General features: G+C 71.0%; 20 protein-coding genes and 1 pseudogene. 13 read left to right on the top strand and 8 right to left on the bottom strand.

Features of this window, described 5'->3' with window-relative positions; translation table 11 throughout:
* Window positions 1-8: 8 nt before the first annotated feature.
* The gene (locus FXF51_RS13405) at window positions 9-1,403 is read left to right on the top strand and encodes an MFS transporter (RefSeq protein ID WP_262379494.1); all 1,395 of its coding nucleotides are present in this window, start codon (window positions 9-11) and stop codon (window positions 1,401-1,403) included.
* Here FXF51_RS13405 and FXF51_RS13410 read toward each other — a convergent pair.
* Window positions 1,381-1,737, bottom strand: a complete 357-nt coding sequence (locus FXF51_RS13410) for a DUF742 domain-containing protein (protein ID WP_043630385.1) — start codon at window positions 1,735-1,737, stop codon at window positions 1,381-1,383. The genes FXF51_RS13405 and FXF51_RS13410 overlap by 23 nt on opposite strands.
* Window positions 1,730-3,631 carry a nitrate- and nitrite sensing domain-containing protein gene (locus FXF51_RS13415; protein WP_262379495.1) on the bottom strand — a complete coding sequence of 634 codons (1,902 nt, stop codon included), beginning with the start codon at window positions 3,629-3,631 and terminating at the stop codon, window positions 1,730-1,732. The genes FXF51_RS13410 and FXF51_RS13415 overlap by 8 nt, the downstream gene beginning before the upstream one ends.
* Before the next feature lie 174 nt (window positions 3,632-3,805).
* On the opposite strand from FXF51_RS13415, the gene FXF51_RS13420 reads away from it, so the two are divergent.
* Window positions 3,806-5,365, top strand: a complete 1,560-nt coding sequence (locus FXF51_RS13420) for an ABC transporter substrate-binding protein (protein WP_148434670.1) — start codon at window positions 3,806-3,808, stop codon at window positions 5,363-5,365.
* Here the strand turns inward: FXF51_RS13420 and FXF51_RS60760 are convergent.
* Complete coding sequence (locus tag FXF51_RS60760) at window positions 5,341-5,508, bottom strand: hypothetical protein (protein ID WP_187414353.1); 168 nt, start codon at window positions 5,506-5,508, stop codon at window positions 5,341-5,343. The genes FXF51_RS13420 and FXF51_RS60760 overlap by 25 nt on opposite strands.
* A 21-nt stretch (window positions 5,509-5,529) precedes the next feature.
* On the opposite strand from FXF51_RS60760, the gene FXF51_RS13425 reads away from it, so the two are divergent.
* Together FXF51_RS13425 and FXF51_RS13430 are read left to right on the top strand one after the other, a co-directional pair.
* The gene (locus FXF51_RS13425) at window positions 5,530-6,156 is read left to right on the top strand and encodes a hypothetical protein (protein ID WP_222871275.1); all 627 of its coding nucleotides are present in this window, start codon (window positions 5,530-5,532) and stop codon (window positions 6,154-6,156) included.
* A gap of 160 nt (window positions 6,157-6,316) precedes the next feature.
* Window positions 6,317-7,285, top strand: a complete 969-nt coding sequence (locus FXF51_RS13430) for an inositol-3-phosphate synthase (RefSeq protein WP_187414354.1) — start codon at window positions 6,317-6,319, stop codon at window positions 7,283-7,285.
* 417 nt (window positions 7,286-7,702) lie between these two features.
* On the opposite strand, the pseudogene FXF51_RS13435 reads toward FXF51_RS13430, so the two are convergent.
* Window positions 7,703-8,971: pseudogene (locus tag FXF51_RS13435) on the bottom strand (FGGY family carbohydrate kinase); the annotation flags it as partial.
* A 130-nt stretch (window positions 8,972-9,101) separates the two neighbouring features.
* Here FXF51_RS13435 and FXF51_RS13440 point away from each other — a divergent pair.
* On the top strand, window positions 9,102-10,127 hold the full coding sequence (locus FXF51_RS13440; protein WP_148434675.1) for a 6-phosphofructokinase: 1,026 nt from the start codon (window positions 9,102-9,104) through the stop codon (window positions 10,125-10,127).
* 130 nt (window positions 10,128-10,257) lie between these two features.
* Here FXF51_RS13440 and FXF51_RS13445 read toward each other — a convergent pair whose 3' ends face one another.
* Window positions 10,258-11,016 carry an MHYT domain-containing protein gene (locus tag FXF51_RS13445; protein WP_262379496.1) on the bottom strand — a complete coding sequence of 253 codons (759 nt, stop codon included), beginning with the start codon at window positions 11,014-11,016 and terminating at the stop codon, window positions 10,258-10,260.
* A gap of 118 nt (window positions 11,017-11,134) precedes the next feature.
* Window positions 11,135-11,983, bottom strand: a complete 849-nt coding sequence (locus FXF51_RS13450) for an MHYT domain-containing protein (protein ID WP_187414355.1) — start codon at window positions 11,981-11,983, stop codon at window positions 11,135-11,137.
* A 112-nt stretch (window positions 11,984-12,095) separates the two neighbouring features.
* Between FXF51_RS13450 and macS the strand changes: the two genes are divergently transcribed.
* The 3 genes from macS (at window position 12,096) to thiI (ending at window position 15,142) form a co-directional block, all read left to right on the top strand.
* Window positions 12,096-13,196: a MacS family sensor histidine kinase gene (gene macS, locus FXF51_RS13455; RefSeq protein ID WP_148434678.1), complete on the top strand. Its 1,101-nt coding sequence runs from the start codon at window positions 12,096-12,098 to the stop codon at window positions 13,194-13,196.
* Window positions 13,197-13,235: 39 nt separating this feature from the next.
* A complete protein-coding gene (locus tag FXF51_RS13460) occupies window positions 13,236-13,877 on the top strand; it encodes a response regulator (RefSeq protein WP_148434680.1) in 642 nt (213 codons plus the stop codon).
* A 68-nt stretch (window positions 13,878-13,945) separates the two neighbouring features.
* Window positions 13,946-15,142, top strand: coding sequence for a tRNA uracil 4-sulfurtransferase ThiI (gene thiI / locus FXF51_RS13465; RefSeq protein ID WP_148434682.1), 1,197 nt, complete (start codon window positions 13,946-13,948; stop codon window positions 15,140-15,142).
* A 1-nt stretch (window position 15,143) separates the two neighbouring features.
* Here the strand turns inward: thiI and FXF51_RS13470 are convergent, their stop codons facing one another.
* Entirely contained in the window at window positions 15,144-15,431 is a 288-nt protein-coding gene (locus tag FXF51_RS13470) for a YiaA/YiaB family inner membrane protein (protein WP_148434684.1), read from the bottom strand.
* A 111-nt stretch (window positions 15,432-15,542) separates the two neighbouring features.
* Window positions 15,543-16,565 carry a 3-deoxy-7-phosphoheptulonate synthase gene (gene aroF / locus FXF51_RS13475; protein WP_148434686.1) on the bottom strand — a complete coding sequence of 341 codons (1,023 nt, stop codon included), beginning with the start codon at window positions 16,563-16,565 and terminating at the stop codon, window positions 15,543-15,545.
* Window positions 16,566-16,816: 251 nt separating this feature from the next.
* Here aroF and FXF51_RS13480 point away from each other — a divergent pair, with 251 nt between their 5' ends.
* The 5 genes from FXF51_RS13480 (at window position 16,817) to FXF51_RS13500 (ending at window position 21,233) form a co-directional block, all read left to right on the top strand.
* Window positions 16,817-17,413: a molybdopterin-dependent oxidoreductase gene (locus FXF51_RS13480; RefSeq protein WP_262379497.1), complete on the top strand. Its 597-nt coding sequence runs from the start codon at window positions 16,817-16,819 to the stop codon at window positions 17,411-17,413.
* A 54-nt stretch (window positions 17,414-17,467) separates the two neighbouring features.
* On the top strand, window positions 17,468-18,628 hold the full coding sequence (locus FXF51_RS13485) for a sensor histidine kinase (RefSeq protein ID WP_148434689.1): 1,161 nt from the start codon (window positions 17,468-17,470) through the stop codon (window positions 18,626-18,628).
* 66 nt (window positions 18,629-18,694) lie between these two features.
* The gene (locus FXF51_RS13490; RefSeq protein ID WP_148434691.1) at window positions 18,695-19,435 is read left to right on the top strand and encodes a LytR/AlgR family response regulator transcription factor; all 741 of its coding nucleotides are present in this window, start codon (window positions 18,695-18,697) and stop codon (window positions 19,433-19,435) included.
* Window positions 19,432-19,746: a hypothetical protein gene (locus FXF51_RS13495; protein ID WP_148434693.1), complete on the top strand. Its 315-nt coding sequence runs from the start codon at window positions 19,432-19,434 to the stop codon at window positions 19,744-19,746. Before FXF51_RS13490 ends, FXF51_RS13495 begins: the two co-directional genes overlap by 4 nt.
* Entirely contained in the window at window positions 19,743-21,233 is a 1,491-nt protein-coding gene (locus FXF51_RS13500) for a sodium:solute symporter family transporter (protein WP_148434694.1), read from the top strand. Before FXF51_RS13495 ends, FXF51_RS13500 begins: the two co-directional genes overlap by 4 nt.
* The last annotated feature ends 67 nt before the right edge of the window (window positions 21,234-21,300 follow it).

A 21,300-nucleotide genomic window follows, 5' to 3' on the forward strand; every position in this document is an offset into this window, starting at 1 on the left:
GAGCCGACATGGCGACAGTCGTCATGCCCGCGTCACGCGAGGCATCACGCCTGAACCCCTGGCCCGCGGTGGTCTCACTGGCCTTCGCCGCCTCCATCGCCGCCCTGCAGAACACCGCGGTGGTGCCCCTGCTTCCCGTGCTGCAACGCGAGCTGAACACGTCCTTGAGCGCCGTGAGCTGGACACTCACCTTGAGCCTGCTGGTCGGCGCGGTGTCCACCCCGCTGTTGTCGCGCTTCGGCGACATGTACGGCAGGCGCCGCATGATCCTCGGCGCCCTGGCGCTCCTGGTGGCAGGCTCGGTGCTGGCCGCGCTGGCGACCTCGCTGACCTGGCTGATCGTGGCCAGGGTGCTGCAGGGCTTCGTGGCCGCGCTGGTGCCGTTGTCGATCGGGGTGGTCCGCGACTCCCTGCCCAGGCAGCAGCTCGCGACCGGCATCGGGGTGCTGAGCGCGACCATGGGGTTCGGCAGCGGCGGCGGCATGATCCTGGCCGGGCTCGCCTCCGGCGACTACCACCTGGTCTTCTGGATCACCGGCGGGATCTCGCTGGTGGCCGCCGTCATCGTGGCCGTCCTCGTGCGTGACTCGGCCCCGCCCGTCAAGGGCCGCCCCGACCTGGCGGGGGCGGCGCTGCTGACCGGATGGCTGGTCGCGTTGCTGCTGGCCGTCAGCGAGGGCGGCTCGTGGGGCTGGGCCTCGCCGGGCGTGCTAGGGCTGTTCGCCGTGGCGGCCGTGCTGGCCGCCGTCTGGGTGCTGGTCGAGCGCAGGGTGGCCGAGCCGCTGGTTGAAATGGCGATGCTGGTGCACAGAGGCACCGTGGGGGCGACGGTGTCCTCGCTGCTGCTCGGGTTCTCGTTCTTCACCCTGCTGACCGGCATGTCCGGCTTCGCCCAGGCGCCCGCGGCGGCGGGCGGGCTCGCGGCCACCACCCTCCAGGTCGGCGTCTACCTGCTGCCGAGCACGCTGTTCATGCTGGTGATCTCGCTGTTCGCGGGTCGGATCATGCGCAGGCTGCCGGCGTCCGTCATGGTGGCGATCGGCTCCGGGGTCACCGGGCTGGCCGGGCTCTGGCTGGTGCTCCAGCACAGCGCCCCCGCGCACCTGTACGTGGCGTCCTCGCTGATGGGGATCGGCCTCGGCGTCGGCTACGCGGCGCTGGGCACCATGGCCGTCGAGCACGTCGCGGCCGACAGGACGGCCGTGGCGGCCGGGGTGAACGCGCTGGTCAGGATCGTGGGCGGGAGCGTGGCGGGGGCCGCGATCGCCGCCGTGCTGGCCGCGGGCGGCGGCTACCCGTGGGTCTTCGGGGCAGCCGCCGGAGCGGGCGTCGTGGCCGCGCTGTTCGCGGCCGGGTACGGCTATCTGAACCGCGGGCCGGTCACAGCGCCTTCAGGCCACTGATCACTTCCAGCAGCACCTTGGCGTCCGGGGCGGGCGGCGGCAGCTCGACCTGCACGAGTTGCTGGGCGTGCAGGTCGCCGACCAGCACCCGGACCACGCCGATGGGCAGGTTCAGCTCCGCCGCCACGTCCACCAGCCGCGTGGGCTGGGTGCACTTCTGCAGGATGATCAGATGTTCCGGGTCGAGGCCGCGCGGCGGCGTCAGCCCGCCCGCCGTGATGATCACCGCGATGAGGTCGATGGCCTCGCTCGCGGGGACCGTCCGGCCCCTGGTCAGCAGGTAGGCGGGGACGATCGGACCGGCGTCCTCGTCCAGCCAGCGCTCTTCAGTCACTTCGCACCACCCGCATGGGACGAGCGGCGGGCTCCGTCTGCACGGCCTTCGCCGGGGCTTCTGGCTCCGGCTCGGCCACGTGCTCTTCCGGGATCAACACGATCGCGGTGGTCCCTCCATATGGTGAACCGCGCAACGTCACGCGGATGTCGTGCCTGGCGGCCAGGCGGGAGACGACGAACAGGCCGAGCCGGTCACTGTCGGCCAGGTCGAACTCCGGCGGGCTGGCCAGCCGCTCGTTGTACTCGGCCAGCTCTTCTGCTTCCATCCCGAATCCCCGGTCCTCGACCTCGAAGGCGAAGCCCCGGGCCGCCGCCTCGCCGCGCACGATGACCGGCGTGTGCGCGGGCGAGTAGACGGTGGCGTTCTCGATCAGCTCGGCGATGAGGTGGATCACGTCACCGACCACGGTGCCGGCCAGGCGCTGACCGGACATCGGCTCGACGACGACCCGCTGGTAGTCCTCCACCTCGGCGGCGGCGCCGCGGGCCACGTCCAGCAGCGGCACCGGGCGGCTCCAGCCGCGCCCCGGCGTCGCGCCCGACAGGATGATCAGGCCCTCCGCGTGGCGGCGCATCCGCGTCGTCAGGTGGTCCAGCTTGAACAGGTCGTCGAGCTGCTCGGGGTCCGTGGCCCGGTTCTGCATGTCCGCGAGCTGGATGCGCTGGCGGTGCAGCAGCGTCTGGCTGCGCCTGGCCAGGTTGCGGAAGACGTGCCCCACGCCCTCGCTGAGCTGCGCCTGGCCGACCGCGGCCTCCACCGCCGTCTGCTGCACGGTGGAGAACGCCTGGCCCACGTCGTCGATCTCGACCGTGGTGCTGGCCACCGACAGCTCCGGCATCTCGACCTTCTCGCCCTTGCGCAGCTTGGAGACCACGTGCGGGAGCCGTTCCTGCGAGACCTCCAGGGCGGCCAGCCGCAGCGCGCCCAGCTCCCTGGACAGGCGGTTGCCCATCCGCAGCGAGAACGCGATCGACACGATCACCAGCGCGAGCGCCGTGCCCGCCAGCAGGAACGCCCGCGACAGCACCTCGTCGGCCACCGGCTCCGCGCGCTCGTTCAGCAGCGTGCTGGCCTTCATCTGGGCCTCGTGGAACGACTTGGACAGCCCCTCGGTGGTGCTCAGCCAGCCCAGCGGCACGCCGCCGGCGATGATCTGGTCCTCCATCATCCGCATCCGCTGGTAGGCGGAGGAGCTGACGAGGGCGACCTGGGGGTCGCGCAGCGCCGGGTCGAGCTCGCCGAGGCCCTGGTCGATGAGGAAGCGCCGGTTGCCCGCGATCTGGGTGAACAGCCTGCGCTCGGCGGCGTTCACCGTGCCGAGGCCGATGGCCTGCTCCCTGCTCAGCAGCTCCCTGGCGTAGCCCATCTCGATCACCACACGCGACTGCTCGTAGATCGGGATGTCGTCGATCAGCGCGACCTTGCGGTGCAGGCCGTACAGGGTGTCGATGACCGAGTTGTACGCCTCCACGCTGTGCAGACGGTCCGACAGACCCGCGTCGATCTCCCCACGGACCGAGTCGAGCCTGTCGAGTTGCGTGTACACCGCGTCCACTTGCGTGCGGATCTCTTCCGATCTGTCCTTCGAGGTGCTGGAGAGCTTGGTGAACGAGTCGCGGGCGGCGTCGGTCTTGGTGCGCTGCGTGGCGACGGCGGACTCGTCCGTGACGTTACGCAGGAGCTGGGCGGAGATGAGACGTTCGCGCTGGATCTCGCTGATCAGTTTGTACGCGGGAAGGCGGAGGTTCGTCCAGACTGTCTTGTATTGACGCAGCTCCAAGCTCTCGCTGGCAGTAACGGCGGTGATGACTCCCCACAACACCACCATGGAGGTCAGCGGCACCAGTAGTAGTCCGATGATCTTCATGCGGATCGTTCGGCTACGACCCATGGCACCTCACTCCGGTCGGTCCCAAGCTGGCAACCCCGGACGGGACAAGCCCCGAGAATAGCAATTCGATCACCGGAATGCCCAATTTTTCGGGACTTTTGGACACGTGTCACGCCTCGGCTGGATCTTGGAGTAGGTTTCCCGGGAATCACATCGGCCACAGAGGGAGATGCGTTGCGCCGTCGACTCGTAGCGGCCGCTGCGCTGCTCCTCCTGACGGCGTGCTCGACGCCCCCGGAGCCGCAGCGGGCGCCGGCGGGGGAGTCGCCCTTCGTCTACGTCAAGAACACCGACATCGTCACCGAGTGGGACCCCAGCCGCTCCTACTCCAACGAGATCATCGCCTTCCAGAACGTCTACGAGACCCTCACGCTCTGGAACCCCGTCACCAAGAAGTCCGCCCCCCGCCTGGCCACCTCCTGGCGCTCCTCCGCCGACGGCCGCACCTGGACCTTCGCCCTGCGCTCCGGCGTCACCTTCCACACCGGCAGGACCCTGGACGCCGAGGCGGTCAAGGCGTCCATCGAACGCACCATGAAGGCCAAGACCGGCGCCTCCTACATCTGGGACGCCGTCTCCTCCATCAGGGTCGAGGGGCCGCTCACGGTGACGTTCGCGCTGAAGTACCCCGTGCCGCTGGACCTCGTGGCCTCCGCCGGGTACGCCGCCTACATCTACGACACCAAGGCCGCCCCCGACCTGACGAAGTTCTTCCAGGAGGGCAGGGACGCGGGCTCGGGGCCGTACACGGTGGTGAAGTGGAACAAGGGCAAGGAGGACGAGCTCACGCTCTCGGCCTACGACGGGTACTGGGGCGGCTGGGGACGGCCGCACTACAACACGATCAAGTACAAGGCGGTGCCCGACACCGAGCGGGCGTACCGGATGCTGCAGAACGGCGAGGCCAGCTTCGTCGACCGGCTCGATCCGCGGCTGTTCGCCCGAGCCACGGCCGCCCCCGGGCTGCGCACCTCCGACCGGCCCTCGTTCACCTCCGCGATGATGCTGTTCAACACGGCCACCGGGCCGATGAAGGACATCCGCATCCGCAAGGCCGTGCAGAAGGCCGTCGACTACCGCGGCCTGATCAAGGCACTCAAGGGCTCCGTGATGCCGGCCAGCGGCGTCGTCCCCGAAGGGCTGCTCGGCCACGTGCCGGGCCGCGTGCCCAAGCAGGACCTCGCCGGCGCCACCCGGCTGCTCCAGCAGGCCGGCTACGGCCCCGGCGGCCGGCCGCTGCGGCTGCGCCTGACCCACGCCGAAGGCGAGGCCGACGAGCAGGTGCTCGCCCGGCGGCTACGCGCCACGCTGCGCGAGCTCAACGTGACCCTCGAGGTCAGGGCCATGCACTGGAACGCCCAGTGGGAGCTGGGCAAGAAGCGCGGCCAGGACATCTTCGTCATGTACTGGTGGCCCGACTACGCCGACGGCTACTCCTACTTCGGCCAGGTCTTCCACAGCGCGAACCCGCCCGAGTTCAACCTGACCTACCTCAACGACCGCACCCTCGACGCGCTGCTCGGCAGCGTGCCAGAACTGACCGTGACCGACAAGCCCGCGGCGCAGCGCGCCTACGAGCAGGCCACGACACGCGTGCTGGACCAGCGGGCGGCCGGCGCGCTGCCCTGGGTGGTCAAGTCGCGGCGGGCCTACCTGGGGGGCATCCAGGGCTACGACGACAACCCCGCCTACCCGGACGTGGTCTTCGTCTACGACCTGCGGCCCTCCGGCTGATCGCTCTCGACCCTCTCCCGAAGCCGCGTCCTGATCTCCTCCGGGGTGTAGGCGCGGCGGCGCCGCTCAGCGCGCGCGATCACCACCCCCGTGGCCGCCACACCCATGATTCCGGCCAATCCGAGCATCTTCCACCAGCGCATGTTGCCTAGGCTAACCCTGTGCTGACTCTCGACGAGGCCGTAAAGGTGACCAGAACCGGCGACCTGTGGATCTTCCGCGGGCGATCGGTGCCCGACCGCGCCATCCAGACGATGACCAACAGCCCCGTCAACCACGTGGGCATGGCCATCGTGATCGAGGACCTGCCGCCGATGATGTGGCACGCCGAACTGGGCAAATCCCTGCTCGACCTGTGGTCGGGCGTCCACCAGCGCGGCGTGCAACTGCACGACCTGCGCGCCGCCGTCACCGTCTGGGCCGACCGCTACGACCAGCGGGCCTGGCTGCGCCAGCTCGACCCCGAGGCCACCCCCGAGATGGAGGACGCCGCCCTGCGCACGGTGGCCAGGCTCGACGGCACCCCGTTCCCCTCCACCGCCCGGCTCGCCGCCCGCTGGATGAAGGGCCGGGTGCCGCGCAGGAAGCGCAAGATGGAGCAGAGCCTGGAGAGCGCCTACTGTGCTGAGGTCGTGGCCGTCACCTACGAGGAGATGGGGCTTCTGCCGGCGGGGAAGCGTCCCAACTGGTACGACCCGGGGAGGTTCTGGAGCGGTGATGATCTGGAGCTGCTTCTGGAACGGCGGCTCGGCAACGAGATCACGGTCGGGGTGGAGCGGACGCGCCGATGAACACCGTTGGAGTGGGGCGCACCGGGCGAACGAGCACGGTCGGAGTGGAACGCGCTGGGCGAACGAGCACGGTCGGAATGGAACGCGCTGGGCGAATGAGCACGGTCGGAGTGGGACGCGCTGGGCGAACGAGCACGGTCGGAATGGAGCGCGTCGGGCGATGAGCACCGTCAACATCGCCCTGGTGGGCGTGGGCAACTGCGCGTCCTCGCTGGTCCAGGGCGTCGAGTACTACCGCGACGACGCCCCCGGCCTGCAGAACCCCGTCTGCGCCGGATACGCGATCTCCCAGATCCGCTTCACCGCCGCCTTCGACGTCGGCCGCGCCAAGCTAGGCCAGGACCTCTCGGAGGCCATCTGGACCGCGCCGAACAACTCCCGCCGCTTCGCCGACGTGCCCCACCTCGGCGTCCCCGTCACGGAGGGCATCCTGGCAGACGGCGTCGGCCCGGGCTCGTCCGGCCTCGTCGACCCCCTCGGCGGCGCCACCCCCGCCCAGGTCGCCGCCCGGCTGCGGGAGACGGGCAGCCACGTCGTACTCAACTTCCTGCCCACAGGCGCGCAGCGAGCCGCCGAACTGTACGCCCAGGCGGCCATCGAGGCCGGGTGCGCGTTCGTCAACTGCATGCCCGCCGTGCTCGCCCGCTCACCCGAATGGTCCGCCCGCTTCGCCGCCGCCGGGCTGCCGCTGGTCGGCGACGACCTGAAGAGCTCGTTCGGCGCCACCCTCGTGCACCGCGCCCTCGTCGACGCCCTCACCGCCGGCGGCGTCCAGCTCACCGAGGGGCACCAGCTTCTCGGCGGGGGCAACATGGACTTCGTCAACCTGGAGGACGGGGGGCGGATGCGGAGCAAGCGGGCCACCAAGACGGCCGGCGCGGGGGCCGCCGTCCACGTCGGCGCCCAGTACGTGCCGTTCATGGAGGATCGGAAGGTCGCCTACATCCGGTTGAACGGCGAAGGGTTCGGGGGGTCGCCGTTGGAGCTGGAGGTGCGGATGGTCGTGGAGGACTCGCCTAGCGCGGCGGGGAACGCCCTGGATGCGGCTCGGTACGCCAAGCAGGCCATGGATCGGGGGGTGGGCGGGGTGTTGGGGGAGGTGTCGGGGGCGCTGATGAAGGCGGTGTGACGGCTCACGACTCGGGCCGCCTGCGGCCGCGTCCACCGTGCACCACACCTCCGCCCTGTCCCTTCGCCACGCTCGCCCCCCCCCCTCTCCCCCCCCCCCCCCCCCCCCCCCCCCCCCCCCCCCCCCCCCCCCCCCCCCCCCCCCCCCCCCCCCCCCCCCCCCCCCCCCCCCCCCCCCCCCCCCCCCCCCCCCCCCCCCCGCCCCCCCCCCCCCACCCCCCCCCCCCCCCCCCCCCCCCCCCCCCCCCCCCCCCCCCCCCCCCAGCCCCCCCCCCCCCGGACCCCCCCCCCCCCGCACCCCCCCCCCCGCACCCCCCCCCCCCCGCCCCCCCCCCCCCCCGGCCCCCCCCCCCCCCCCCCCCACCCCCGCCAGGAACGCCGCCCCCAAGGCGGTCGTCTCCTGGATGGCGGGCCGCTCCACCACGGCCCCGAGCTGGTCGGCCTGGAGCTGCATGAGCAGGTCGTTGGCGCTGGCCCCGCCGTCGGCCTTGAACACGGCCCCCGACCCCCCGGACGTCATCGACTCGACCACGTCCCGCACCTCGAAGGCGATGGCCTCCAGGGTGGCCCGGACGAGGTGCGCCCGCGTCGTCCCCCGGGTGATCCCGGTGATCAGCCCGCGCGCCGCAGGATCCCAGTGCGGCGCCCCCAGTCCGGTCAGCGCGGGCACGAACACCACCCCGCCGCTGTCGGGCACGGTCCGTGCCACGGCCTCCGATTCGGCGGCGGTCCCGATGACGCCGAGCCCGTCGCGCAGCCACTGCACCGCCGCGCCCGTCACGAAGATCGATCCTTCCAGCGCGAACGTGCGCTCGCCCGACGGCGTCTGCCAGGCGACGGTGGTGAGCAGCCCTGACCCGGAGCGGACGATCTCCCCGCCGAGGTTGGTCAGCACGAACGATCCCGTGCCGTAGGTGCACTTGACGTCCCCGACGTCGAAGCAGGTCTGCCCGAACAGCGCCGCCTGCTGGTCGCCTGCGACTCCGCTGATGGGCACGTCCAGGCCGAGGAAGGCCGAGGGGTCGGTACGCCCGATCGGCCCGTAGTTGGGCACGATCTCGGGCAGCGCTTCCGCGGGCACCCCGAACAGCTCGCACAGCTCAGGTTCCCAGGTGCCGGAGTCGAGCCCGTACAGGAGGGTGCGTGAGGCGTTGGACGGGTCGGTGACGTGCCGCGCGCCCGCCGTCAGCCTGGCGATCAGGTAGGAATCCACCGTCCCTATCGCCACATTTCCGGATTGGACGTCCTGCCATACGCGGGGGTCGTTCTCGGCCAGCCAGGTCAGTTTGGTGGCGGTGAAATAGGGGTCGAGGCGCAGTCCCGTCAGCTCCGAGACGCGTGGTTCGTGTCCTGCCTCGCGCAGCCGCCCGCACAGTGCGGCCGTGCGGCGGTCCTGCCAGACGATGGCCCGCCGGGGCGCCGCCAGCGTGCGGCGATGCCACAGCACGGCGGTCTCGCGCTGGTTCGTGATGCCCACGCAGGACGGCGGTTCAGTGGCGGTGCGCAGGGCGGTCGCGCAGGCGGAGAGGGCGGCCTGCCAGATCTCCTCGGGGTTGTGCTCGACCCATCCGGGCTCGGGGAAATGCTGCGCGAATTCTTCGTACCCCTTGGAGATGATCTGCCCGTTTTCTGCGACAACCAGCGCCGTTACCCCAGTTGTCCCAGCATCGATGGCCAGCACATTCATGAAATTTCCTCCAGGGTAAGGGTTTAGTTTTTCGGGGCCGCGTTTGGTCTAGACCACTCGGTGTGAGGCCGGGCACAATGCGAGTCTGACATCAGGACTGGTTCATGACCCCTATTGGGAGGAACCCGCCATGCGTATCGGAGTGCTCACCGGAGGCGGCGACTGCCCCGGGCTCAACGCCGTGATCAGGGCAGTGGTGCGTAAGGGGGTGAGCGTCTACGGTCATGAGTTCGTCGGCTTCCGTGACGGCTGGCGCGGCCCTCTCGAAGGCGACACGATGCCGCTCGACATCCAGGCCGTACGCGGCATCCTGCCGCGCGGAGGCACCATACTTGGCTCCTCCAGGACGAACCCGATGAAGATCGAGCACGGGGTCGACCGGATCAAGGAGAATCTGGCCTCGACCGGCGTGGACGCTCTGATCGCCATCGGCGGGGAGGATACCCTCGGTGTCGCCAAGCAGCTCTACGACCGCGAGGTCAACGTCGTGGGCGTGCCCAAGACGATCGACAACGACCTGTCGGGCACCGACTACACCTTCGGCTTCGACACCGCGGTCAACATCGCGATGGAGGCCATCGACCGGCTGCACACCACCGCGGAGTCCCACCATCGGGCGCTGATCTGCGAGGTCATGGGCCGCCACGCGGGCTGGATCGCGCTGCACGCGGGCATGGCCGGCGGCGCGAACGTCATCCTCATCCCGGAGAAGCCGTTCGACATCGACCGGGTCTGCGAGTACGTCGAGTCCCGCTTCCGCACCCGCTACTCGCCGATCATCGTGGTCGCCGAGGGCGCGCACCCCATCGAGGGGCAGATGGAGCTGCAGACGGGCACGCTCGACGCGTTCGGCCACGTCCGCCTGGGCGGCATCGGCGAGGTGCTGGCCAAGGAGATCGAGAAGCGCACCGGCAAGGAGGCCCGCACCACGGTGCTCGGCCACATCCAGCGCGGCGGCACCCCCACCGCCTACGACCGGGTCCTGGCGACCAGGTTCGGGCTGCAGGCGATCGACGCGGCGCACGAGGGCGACTACGGCAAGATGGTCGCGCTGCGTGGCACCGACATCGTGCGGGTCGGCCTCGACGAGGCCACCTCCGAGCTGAAGACGGTGCCGGTGGAGCGCTACTCCGAGGCCGAGGTGTTCTTCGGCTGAAAGCGGCCTGCAAGCGGGCGGCCGTACCTTCGAGTCAGCGGGGTTGCCGCTACAACCCCCTCAAGGTACGGCTTGCGCCGCAGAGAGTCGGCGGCCCACCACGCGTCGCAAGCCGTACCTGGCACATGGTTCACCCGCGGGGCGTGCCGAAGAGATCCACCTCCGGCGCGCCCTCGTCGCGTCCGCGCAGCCTCTCCCTGAACTCCGCCTCGCTGCGCAGCTCCTTCTCCGAGGGCGACAGGATGACGGTGAGCAGCAGCCCCACCGTGATCACGCTGATCCCCACGATGAGCGGCAGCAGGAAGTCGATGGCCCGCGCGCCGGAGACGGACACCATCTCGGCGTGCGAGGCGACCGACATCGAGGACATGCCGGTGTAGTGCATGCCCGAGACCGCGACGCCCATGAGCAGCGCCGCCCCGCCGATCCTGAGCGCCCCGCTGACCCGCAGCGTGAACCACAGCGCCACCGTGGCCGCGGCCACCGCGATCAGCACCGACAGCGTGACGACCACCGGGTCGTAGGAGACGTGGGCGGACATGTTCATCGCCGCCATGCCCATGTAGTGCATGCCCGCCACCCCGAGCCCGGTCAGGACGCCGCCGCCGAGCAGGAACTGCGGCCGTTCGCCGCCGTGGGCGGCCAGGAACAGCCCCATGCCCACGACGACGACGGCGAGGAACGCCGAGGCCGCGGTGAGCGGCACGTCGTACCTGATCGCCAGGCCGTCGACGGAGAAGCCGAGCATGGCGATGAAGTGCATGGTCCAGATGCCGGTGCCGCCGATGGCGAAGGCGGCGCCGACGAGCCACCACCTGGCCTCACGGCCGCCGATCAGCCTCGCGCGCGAGGTGAGCAGGAGGCCGAGCATGGAGCCCACGCTGGACATGATGTAAGCAAGCACAGGCGTCAAGAGCCCATGCGAGAAATGATCGATCGGCGACATACCCCACCCATCCCTTACGCACCGATAAGGGAGTATGAGCAGGGAGTCGTCGCGCGCGCAACTACCTTCGCCGAGCCTGCATGTGCTGTTGGCGCGGCATTGGCACGGGATACGTGAGTTGTTGCTGGTGGGCGGTGCGACGGCGGAGTTCGAGCTTGGCGACGAGTTCGGCGTCCTCGTGCAGTTCCTCCTCCGACGGGGACAGGATGACCATGAGGAGCATGGTGAGGGTGATGAGGCTGATCACGGTCATCAGCGGCACGAGGAAGTCGAGCGCGTCGGCGCCGCCCACCATGCCGGGCTCGGCGTCGACCGAGACGTGCATGGCGTACATGCCGGTGTAGTGCATGCCGGCGACGGCCACGCCCATGACGAGGGCGGCGGCGGTGATCCAGATGGGCTTCTTGACACGCAGGGTGAACCACAGGGCCACGGTCGCGGCGACCACGGCGATGCCCACGGAGGCGGCGACGGTGATCCGGTCGTAGGAGACGTGGGCGGACATGTTCATCGCGTACATGCCGAGGTAGTGCATGGAGGCCACGCCGAGCCCCGTCAGCAGGCCGCCGCCGAGCAGGGCGAGGATCCGGCCGCCGCCGTAGGAGACCAGGAACAGGCCGGTGCCGACGACCACGATGGCCACGACCGCCGAGGCCACGGTGAGCAGCACGTCGTACTTGATCTGGGTGCCCTCGACCTCGAAGCCCATCATGGCGATGAAGTGCATGACCCAGATGCCGGTGCCGCCGATGGAGACTGCCGCGCCGAGCAGCCAGCGTACGCGGGCGCCGCCGCGCGAGGCGTGGGCCTGCGCGGTGAGCCGCAGTCCGAGCATCGAGCCGATGCAGGACATGACGTAGGCGAGCAACGGCGTGATCAGTCCGTAGGTGAAATGATTCACAGCGGTCATCTATCGGTTCCTTGCATTTAGGGGTTCACGGATTGTGCCATCCCGGATGTCCCTTTCGCTTGGATATCCGAACTATCTGTCAACTTCTGTGTCGGAAACATGAGAAGGACTCATGGCTATCGAAGGGCCCTTCTGGCGGGCGATCGCGGTCTTCAGGGTGGCGTCGGTGGTGTACGCGGCCCTGCTCATGGCCCAGCACCGCGGCTACGAGCAGCCGGTGCTGGGCTGGCTGGTCATCGGGGTGATGGCGCTGTGGACGGCCGCGGCGACCGTCGCCTACCCGGCCGAGTCGCTGCGCCGCTGGCCGCTGCTGACCGTCGATCTGACGGTGACCATGGTGTGCCTGCTCAGCACCCCGTACGTGCAGGGCCCCGTGAACGTGGCGATGGGCGCCATGCCCGTGCCCGCGACCTGGATGGCCGCGCCCGTGCTCGCCTGGGCCGTGCGTTACGGCAGGCGCGCCGGCACGCTCGCGGCGGTCGTGGTCGCGGCCGGAGAGCTGTGGGCGAGGTCGCGGGTCGAGGACGCCTCCGCCCTCATCAACGAGACGGTGCTGCTGCTCATGGCCGGCTGGCTGGTCGGCCACATGGTCCGGCTGGCCAAACGGGCCGAGGAGCGCATGCAGCGGGCCGCCGAGATGGAGGCCACCCAGCGCGAGCGGGAGCGGCTGGCCCGCGACATCCACGACTCAGTGCTCCAGGTTCTCGCCCTGGTGCAGCGGCGCGGCCGGGAGCTCGGCGGCGAGGCGGCCGAGCTGGGCCGGCTGGCGGGGGAACAGGAGGCCGCGCTGCGCGAGCTGGTCTCGGTCGGGCCGCCTCCGCCGCTGGGCACGACCGACCTGCGCTCGCTGCTCGCCCGGCACGCCTCCGCGTCGGTGACGGTCTCGGCCCCCGCCACGCCGCTGGTCCTGCCCGCCGAGGCCGCCGCGTCCGTCTCCGCCGCCGTCGGCGCGGCCCTGGACAACGTGCGCGCGCATTGCGGTCAGGAGGCTCGCGCCTGGGTGCTGGCCGAATACCTGGACGGCACTGTCACGGTCACTGTCAGGGACGAGGGGCCGGGCATCCCGGAGGGACGGCTGGAGCAGGCCGTAGCGGACGGGCGGATGGGCGTGGCCAGGTCGATCCGCGGGCGGATGGCCGAGCTGGGCGGCAAGGTGTCGATCGTGAGCGTCCCCGGGCAGGGCACCGAGGTGGAGATCACCCTGTCCGCCTGAGGAACGCTCACAAGCCTGAGGAACGCTTACAGTTGCGCCATGGTGCGGGTCATGGTGGTGGACGACCATCCCATGTGGCGCGACGGCGTCGCCAGGGATCTCACGGAGGCCGGCTACGAGGTCGTGGCCACGGTGGGGGAGGGGCGGCAGGCCGTCAGGGTGGCCGCCGCGGTGCTGCCCGAGGTCGTGGTGCTCGACCTGAGGCTGCCCGACCTGACGGGGCCCGAGGTGGCGGCCCGCCTGGCGCAGATGGACCCGGCGCCCAGGGTGCTGGTGCTGTCGGCGAGCGCCGAGCAGGAGGACGTGCTGGAGGCGGTCAAGGCCGGGGCCTGCGGTTACCTTGTGAAGTCGGCCGGCCGGGAGGAGTTCCTCGACGCCGTGCGCCGCACGGCCGACGGCGACGCCGTGTTCACGCCGGGGCTGGCCGGGCTGGTGCTGGGGGAGTACCGGCGGCTGGCCGGCCAGCTGGAGCCCACCGAGGGGCCGAGGCTGACGGAGCGGGAGACCGAGGTGCTCAGGCTGGTCGCCAAGGGGCTGTCGTACAAGCAGATCGCCGAGCGGCTGGTCCTGTCGCACCGCACCGTGCAGAACCACGTGCAGAACACCCTGAACAAGCTGCAGCTTCACAACCGGGTGGAGCTGGTGCGATATGCGATCGAGCGCGGGCTCGACGCGGACTAAACTCGGGTGGTCGCGGCGTTGGCTTCAGCGACGCCGCGTCAATCCCCATCTTCCCCGGAGGTTCCACCATGACGATGTCCGCCCTGGGCGAGCCGTGCGTTCTGCTCAAGCTGGGCGAGATCGTCCTCAAGGGCAAGAACCGCGAGCTGTTCGAGCGCCGCCTGATCGCTAACATCAAGGATGCCCTGCAGACGGTCGGCGTCCAGGTGGACGTGCGCAAGCGGCACGGCGTGATCGCGATCTTCCTGCCCGAGGGCGCCTCCCCCGAGCAGGCCGAGGCCGTGGCGCAGCGCGTCGCCGACGTGCCGGGGCTGGTCTGGATCCACCGCGCCTGGCGGGTCGCCAAGGACCCCGACGCCGTGCTCAAGGCCGGTCTTGAGCTGGCCGGCGAGAGCGAGGAGGCCAAGCGGGGCGCCCCCTTCGCGGTCCGCTCCCGCCGCCGCGACAAGCGCTTCCCGCTGCGCTCCAACGAGCTCGACCGGCTCGTCGGGGGCGCCATCAACGACGAGTACGGCCTGCCCGTCGATCTGAAGAACCCCGCGCTGACCGTGCACATCGAGGTCGACAGGGACGAGGTGTTCGTCTTCACCGGCGGCATCCCCGGCCAGGGCGGCCTGCCTGTCGGCAGCAGCGGCCGGGCCCTGGTGCTCATGTCGGGCGGCATCGACTCGCCCGTGGCGGCGTACCGGATGATGCGGCGCGGCCTGCACGTCGACTTCCTGCACTTCTCCGGCATCCCGTTCACCACGTCGGAGTCGATCTACAAGGCGTACGCGCTGGTCAGGAAGCTCGACCGGTTCCAGGGCAGGTCGCGCCTGTGGGTGGTGCCGTTCGGCAAGGCCCAGCAGTCGATCCGCACCTCGGGCCAGGACCGGCTGGCGGTGATCGCGCAGCGGCGGCTGATGCTGAAGACGGCCGAGGAGGTCGCCCATCGCATCCGCGCCGCCGCCCTGATCACCGGCGACGCGCTCGGGCAGGTCTCGTCGCAGACGCTGGCCAACATCACCGCCCAGGACAACGCGGTGGAGCTGCCGATCCTGCGGCCGCTGGTCGGCTGGGACAAGACCGAGATCATGGCGGAGGCCCGGCGCATCGGCACGCTGGAGATCTCGGAGCTGCCCGACGAGGACTGCTGCTCGCTGCTCGCTCCCAAGCGTGCCGAGACGCGGGCCAAGATCGAGGACCTCAAGCAGATCGAGAAGCGGCTGGACGCCGAGGAGCTGTGCGTGCAGCTCGCCGACTCGATCCAGGAGTACACCCTCTAGCCTAGGCGTCGACCTTGAACGGGTCGTGCTGGGTCAGGAGCTTGTCCAGCCTGGCCTGGTCGACCCGGTTGCTGACCTCCGAGAGCTCCTGACGGTCCCGTACGACCTTGCACAGGGTGATGGTGGAGGTGACGACGTACAGGAGGCCGAGCCCGAGGAACGCCTTGATCCAGCCCTCGGTGGGCAGGTAGATCAGGGCGATCACCACGGAGGTCAGCGAGACGGCGAACGACAGGACCGCCTGGACGTAGAACGCGGTGGTCTGCGTGGGTTGAATGGGCTTCGTCATGGGGCCATCGTGCGGCGCAGGCGAAGCCCGGCACATGAGGTCTCGTACTCAAGTTACCCATGAGTACGACCGGCGGCGGCTCGTGGCGGCCGGCCGTACGCGCGGGGCGGGTCAGGCCGTCGCGGCCGTCTTGCCGAGCAGCGCGGGGAAGTCGGTCATGACCTGCGCCAGCTCGCCCAGGTCGGCGTCCACCAGGGCCTGCGGCCCGTCACAGAGCGCCTGCTCCGGCTGCGGGTGCACGTCGATGATCACACCGTCGGCGCCGACCGCGATGGCCGCGCGGGTCAGCGGCAGCACCAGGTCGCGCCGCCCGCCCGAGTGCGACGGGTCGATGATCACCGGCAGGTGCGACAGCCGCTGCGCCACCGGCACGGCCGAGACGTCGAGCGTGTTGCGGGTGGCCGTCTCGTAGGTGCGCACGCCCCGCTCGCAGAGCACGATGTCGAGGTTGCCGCGCTGCGCGATGTACTCGGCCGCCATCAGCCACTCCTCGATCGTGGCCGTCATGCCGCGCTTGAGCATCACCGGCTTGCCGGCCGCGCCGACCTCCTGCAGCAGCGCGAAGTTCTGCATGTTGCGGGTGCCGACCTGCAGCATGTCCGCGTACGAGGCCACCGTCGCCACGTCCCGCGCGTCCACGACCTCCGTCACGATCGGCAGGCCGGTCTCCTCGCGCACGTCGGCCAGGATGCGCAGGCCCTTCTCGCCCAGCCCCTGGAACGCGTACGGCGACGTGCGCGGCTTGAAGGCCCCGCCGCGCAGCAGCACCGCCCCGGCCGTCTGCGCCATCCTGGCCGCGGCGAGCGTCTGCTCGGGCGTCTCCACCGCGCACGGCCCCGCGATCAGCGTCACGGTGTCGGGACCGATCGGCACGCCGCCCACGTGGACCGTGGAGCGTTCCGGATGGTTCTCCCTGCTGACCAGCTTGTACGGCGTGGACACGCGCATCACGTCGCGCACCCCCGCCATGCCCCGCAGGCTCGCCGCGTCGAGCTGCGTCACGTCGCCGACCAGGCCGACGATCGTGCGCCGCACGCCCCTGCTGACGAACGCCTCCACCCCGGCCGCCTCGACGACGGACACGATCGACTCGATGTCGGCTGCGGTGGCCTCGGGCCCCATCACGATCACCATCTGCTTGCTCCTTCAACGGGAAGAACTGCCGGGAAAACACAGAAGGCCCCGGGTCCGATCGGACCCGGGGCCTTCGTTCGCCTGTCTGCTAGCGCAGCATCAGATGGCGAACGGACTCGGGTCCGCCGCCATAGGAAAACAGGAACGCTGCGTGCATAGTGCGCAAGCCTACCGCACCGCACCCGCTCGCGAACCACTCGCGACCCGATGGCAGGATGGCCCAAGACCCGAGATCGGTGAGGGGAGTGATCGTGGAGGAGTCGCGCCTGCCTCCAGGCCAGTACGTCCCGCGCGGCCGACCCGTGATCCACTACGGCAGGGTGCCCGCGTTCAAGCCGGACCGCTGGGACTTCCGGGTGTTCGGGGCCACGGAGTCGGGTGAGGAGCACCGCTTCGACTGGGGCGAGTTCGAGCGGTTGCCGCGCGACACGTGCATCGCCGACTTCCACTGCGTCACCAAGTTCTCCCTCATGGCCAACGAGTGGCGCGGCGTCACCCCCGCCACGATCATGGCGGCGGCCCCGCCCGACCCCGGCGTGCGCCACGTGATGATCTGGGCCGAGTACGGCTACAGCGCCAACCTGCGGATGACCGACTTCACCGCGCCGGGCACGCTGTTCGCCATGGAGCTGGACGAGAAGCCGCTCAGCCCGGACCGCGGCTTCCCGCTGCGCATCGTGGTGCCGCACCTGTACGCCTGGAAGAGCGTCAAGTGGGTGCGCGGCATCGAGTACCTCCTGGAGGACCGCAGGGGCTTCTGGGAGGAGCGCGGCTACCACAACGTGGCCGACCCGTGGCGCGAGCAGCGCTACTCCTACCAGGAGGAACCCGGAGAGGGCCCGCCCTGACACAACTCCCGGTTTTCCCCCGGGCACGCTCCGTTATTGGTTACGGTTTCCAGCATGCTGACCACCGTGTGCGTGGCGCTGTGCTCTCTGACCTTCATCCTCGGCTTCGGGCTGGCCCGTGCGCCGTGGCGCGGCCGGACGGCGGTGCCGGAGGGCCACAGGGCGGACGACGCGACGTACACCACGCTGCACATCGCCGCGATGGCGGCCCCGGCCCTGCGCGGGGGGCTCGACCGCGACTCCGCCCGCAAGGCCGTGCGGCATCTGCGCATCCTGCTCGGCACCTCCGCCGTCGCGATCACCTCGACGGACGCCGCGCTGGCGTGGGACGGGCCGTGCACCGACGACGTGCTCACCTACGCCCGCGCCACGCTGGCCGCCGGGCGCCCGCAGGTGTTCCCCGGCCGTCCCGACGGGCCTGACCTGGGGGCCGTGGCGGTGCCGCTGACGGTGGACGGCACGGTGGTGGGCGTGCTGGCGGCCTTCGACGGCGAGGTGAGCGCGGCGCTGGTGCGTACCGTCAGCGAGGTCGGCCGCTGGGTCTCCGGCCAGCTCGAACTGGCCGAGCTGGACGCCTCCAGGCGGCGCGCGCTGGAGGCGGAGATGCGCGCCCTGCGCGCGCAGATCTCGCCGCACTTCGTCTACAACGCGCTGACGACGATCGCCTCGTTCGTCCGCACCAACCCCAGGCGCGCCCGCGAGCTGCTGCTCGACTTCGCCGACTTCTCCCGGTACGCGCTGCGCAGGGCGCACGACTTCACCACCCTGGCCGACGAGCTGACCTGTGTGGACCGCTACCTGCTGCTGGAACGTGCCAGGTTCGGCGACAAACTGCGCTTCAGCATGCAGGTCGCGCCGGAGGTGCTGCCCGTGCCGGTGCCGTTCCTGTGCCTGCAGCCGCTCGTGGAGAACGCCATCAAGCACGGCATGGCCGGCCGCGGCGGCCCCGGCGAGGTGCGGGTCGTGGTGCGCGACGCGGGCCCGGAGGCGCACATCACGGTCGAGGACGACGGCGCCGGCATGGACCCCGAGTGCGCCCGGCGCATGCTGGACGAGGACCCGGCGCGCGAGGGCAGCGGCATCGGCCTGGCCAACGTGGACCTGCGCATGCGCCAGATCTACGGCGACGGCTACGGCCTCGTCGTGGAGACGGCGCTGGGCGCGGGGACGAAGGTGCGGTTGCGTGTGCCCAAGACGCAGCTTAGCTCTTTGTAGTCAAATCCTTACCCTGTGCTAGCGTGGCGCTGGTAATCTCTGCTTCCATACGACAGCGTGGTGGACATGCTGAGAGTTCTGGCCGTTGACGACGAAGTGCCTGCTCTGGAGGAGCTCGCCTACCTGTTGCGCCAGGACGACCGAATCGAACACGTCACGACCGCGGCCGACGGCGTCACGGCGCTGCAGGACATGGTCCAGATGATCGGCGGCGGCGAGCGGCTCGACGGGGTGTTCCTGGACATCCGGATGCCCGGCCTCGACGGGCTCGACCTCGCCAGGCTCGTCGGCGGCTTCCCCAGCCCGCCGAGGCTCGTCTTCGTCACCGCGCACGAGGAGTGCGCGGTGCAGGCGTTCGAGCTGGAGGCGGTCGACTACCTGCTCAAGCCCGTCAGGGCCGAGCGGCTGTCCGAGGCGGTGCGCAGGCTGGAGGCCGCGACCAGCCCCGTCTCCGAGCCGGGTCAGGACGACGTGATCCCGGTCGAGCTGGGCGGGCGCACGCGGTTCGTGCCGCAGCAGGCCGTCTGGTTCGCCGAGGCCAAGGGCGACTACGTGCGCCTGCACACCGTCGACGGCAGCTACCTGGTCCGCATGTCGCTGGCCGCGCTGGAGCGCCGCTGGTCGGATGCCGGGTTCATCCGCATCCACCGCAGCACGCTCGTGTCGGGCCGGCACGTCAGCGAGCTCAGGTTCGAGGGCGGGCGGGTGACGCTCACCGTCGGCACCGAGACGCTGCAGGTGAGCAGGAGGCACAGCCGTCAGGTGCGCGAGCAGCTCGTCCGCCAGCATCGGGGCGTGATCTCGTGACCGGCGGGCGCCGGGTCGTCGTCTCCCGCCGGCCTCCCGCGCTCGGCGCCCCCCTCGGTCACGGCATCGGTCACGGCATCGGCGGCCGGGGCTCACCGGACGCGCCCGACGTACCCGCCATCGTGGGCAGGCAGTTACGGCAGGCGCTGCGCACCGTGGGCGCCATGGCGGGGCTCCTGGTGGGCGTGCCGGTCGTCGCCGCGTGGGTGCCGCACCCGTGGGTCTGGGTGGCGCTGTCGGTGGCCGTCCAGGGCGCCTGGGTGAGCCTGGCCGTGCTGCAGCTCAGGTGGGCGGAACGGCTGGAGAGATGACCGTCGCGGTGCTGACCGGGATCGCCTTCGTGCTGGTTCTGGGCGTCATGGTAGGCGCCGCGCGACCGCGCCGCGCCAGCGGCGTCTCCGGCTTCTACGTGGCGGCCAGGGCGGTTCCCCCCTGGTGGAACGGCGCCGCGATCACCTCCGAGTACACCTCGGCCGCCGCCTGCCTGGGCACGGCCGGGCTCATCGCCACGCACGGCTCGCCGATGTTGTGGTACCCGGCGGGGGCCGCCGCCGGGTTCGTCGTCCTCCTGGCGCTGGTGGTCGCGCCGCTGCGGCGGTCGGGGACGTACACGCTGCCCGACTTCGCCGAGTGGCGGCTGCGCTCGGCGCCGCTGCGCCGCTTCACCACCTGCTTCGTGCTCGTCGTCGGGCTGGCGTTCCTGGTCGCCCAATTGCACGCCGCCGGGGTGGTGGTGCGGCTGCTGACCGGGCTGCCGCCGTGGCTGGGCTGGGCGGCCGTCGCCGCGGCGGCGCTGACCGTGGCGTTGGCGGGCGGGCTGGGCAGCGTGACCAGCGTGCAGGCCGCGCAGTTCTGGCTGAAGCTGACGGTGTTCCTGGGCGTCGGGGCGGTGTGCTGGTGGATGGCCGGCAGCCGGCCCGCCGCCTGGTTCGAGGGCGCCTACCGGGCGGGCGGCGCGGGGCTGGCGGGGGCCGGTGACCCGTCGCTGCCCGGGGTGCTGTCGGTGCTGCTGGCCTGCGCGCTGGGCACGGCGGGGCTGCCGCACGTCGTCGTGCGCGTCTACACCAGCAGGGACGGGCGCGGCGCCCGGCGCTCCATCGTGGCCACCCAGGTCATGCTGGCCGCGTTCTGCTTCGTGCCGCCGCTGTACGGGCTTCTGGGGAGCGTTCACGTCCAGGGGGCCGCCGCGGACGAGATCGTGCTCCTGCTGCCCGCCACGCTGCTCTCCGGGCCCCTGGGAGAGGTGCTGACGGGTTTGCTGGCGGCGGGGGCGTTCGCGGCCTTCCTGGCCACCTCGGGAGGCGTGCTGGTGGCCGCGGGCGGCGCGCTGTCGGCGTGCGTGACGCGGGCCGGGATCCGGTCGTTCCGCGCGGCCGTGGTCGCCGTCATGCTGGCGGCGCTGGCGCTGACGGCGGGCAGCGGCCCCGGGGTGTCGGTGGCGCTCGTGCTGCTGGGCTTCAGCCTCTCGGCCGCCACGTTCTGCCCGATGCTGGTGCTGGGCATCTGGTGGCGGCGGCTGACGGACGCGGGCGTCGCGGCCGGGTTCGTGGCGGGCGGGGGCGTGACCGCGGTGCTTGTGATCGCGGAGCAGGCAGGCGTGAAGATGGGCGCGCTGACTTCCTGCCCCGCGCCGGTCGCCGTTCCGGTCTCGTTCGCCGCGATGGTGGCGACATCCCTGGTCACACCGGGTCGGGTGCCGCAGACGGTGGGCCGGATGATGGCCAGGATGCATTTGCCCGAGCATTTTGCGGGCCCCCCAACCTACCGCTCGTCGCGTGGCGGCGACCGCTCGTCGTGACACTACTCTCCGTATATCGCTGACTACGGACCGTTCATCGAGCTGTCCGTAAACAGGGTTTCGCCCA

This window comes from Nonomuraea sp. PA05 (assembly GCF_008086045.1).
Classification (GTDB): Bacteria; Actinomycetota; Actinomycetes; order Streptosporangiales; family Streptosporangiaceae; genus Nonomuraea; species Nonomuraea monospora.

Excerpts from the sequence above, each read along its gene's own strand:
- thiI (WP_148434682.1), top strand. The coding sequence starts at position 13,946 with ATGACGATGTCCGCCCTGGGCGAGCCGTGCGTTCTGCTCAAGCTGGGC.
- FXF51_RS13405 (WP_262379494.1), top strand. The coding sequence starts at position 9 with ATGGCGACAGTCGTCATGCCCGCGTCACGCGAGGCATCACGCCTGAAC.
- FXF51_RS13460 (WP_148434680.1), top strand. The coding sequence starts at position 13,236 with ATGGTGCGGGTCATGGTGGTGGACGACCATCCCATGTGGCGCGACGGC.
- FXF51_RS60760 (WP_187414353.1), bottom strand. The coding sequence starts at position 5,508 with ATGCGCTGGTGGAAGATGCTCGGATTGGCCGGAATCATGGGTGTGGCG.
- aroF (WP_148434686.1), bottom strand. The coding sequence starts at position 16,565 with ATGGTGATCGTGATGGGGCCCGAGGCCACCGCAGCCGACATCGAGTCG.
- FXF51_RS13450 (WP_187414355.1), bottom strand. The coding sequence starts at position 11,983 with ATGACCGCTGTGAATCATTTCACCTACGGACTGATCACGCCGTTGCTC.
- FXF51_RS13430 (WP_187414354.1), top strand. The coding sequence starts at position 6,317 with ATGAGCACCGTCAACATCGCCCTGGTGGGCGTGGGCAACTGCGCGTCC.
- FXF51_RS13440 (WP_148434675.1), top strand. The coding sequence starts at position 9,102 with ATGCGTATCGGAGTGCTCACCGGAGGCGGCGACTGCCCCGGGCTCAAC.
- macS (WP_148434678.1), top strand. The coding sequence starts at position 12,096 with ATGGCTATCGAAGGGCCCTTCTGGCGGGCGATCGCGGTCTTCAGGGTG.
- FXF51_RS13485 (WP_148434689.1), top strand. The coding sequence starts at position 17,468 with ATGCTGACCACCGTGTGCGTGGCGCTGTGCTCTCTGACCTTCATCCTC.
- FXF51_RS13445 (WP_262379496.1), bottom strand. The coding sequence starts at position 11,016 with ATGTCCAGCGTGGGCTCCATGCTCGGCCTCCTGCTCACCTCGCGCGCG.
- FXF51_RS13500 (WP_148434694.1), top strand. The coding sequence starts at position 19,743 with ATGACCGTCGCGGTGCTGACCGGGATCGCCTTCGTGCTGGTTCTGGGC.
- FXF51_RS13470 (WP_148434684.1), bottom strand. The coding sequence starts at position 15,431 with ATGACGAAGCCCATTCAACCCACGCAGACCACCGCGTTCTACGTCCAG.
- FXF51_RS13415 (WP_262379495.1), bottom strand. The coding sequence starts at position 3,631 with ATGGGTCGTAGCCGAACGATCCGCATGAAGATCATCGGACTACTACTG.
- FXF51_RS13490 (WP_148434691.1), top strand. The coding sequence starts at position 18,695 with ATGCTGAGAGTTCTGGCCGTTGACGACGAAGTGCCTGCTCTGGAGGAG.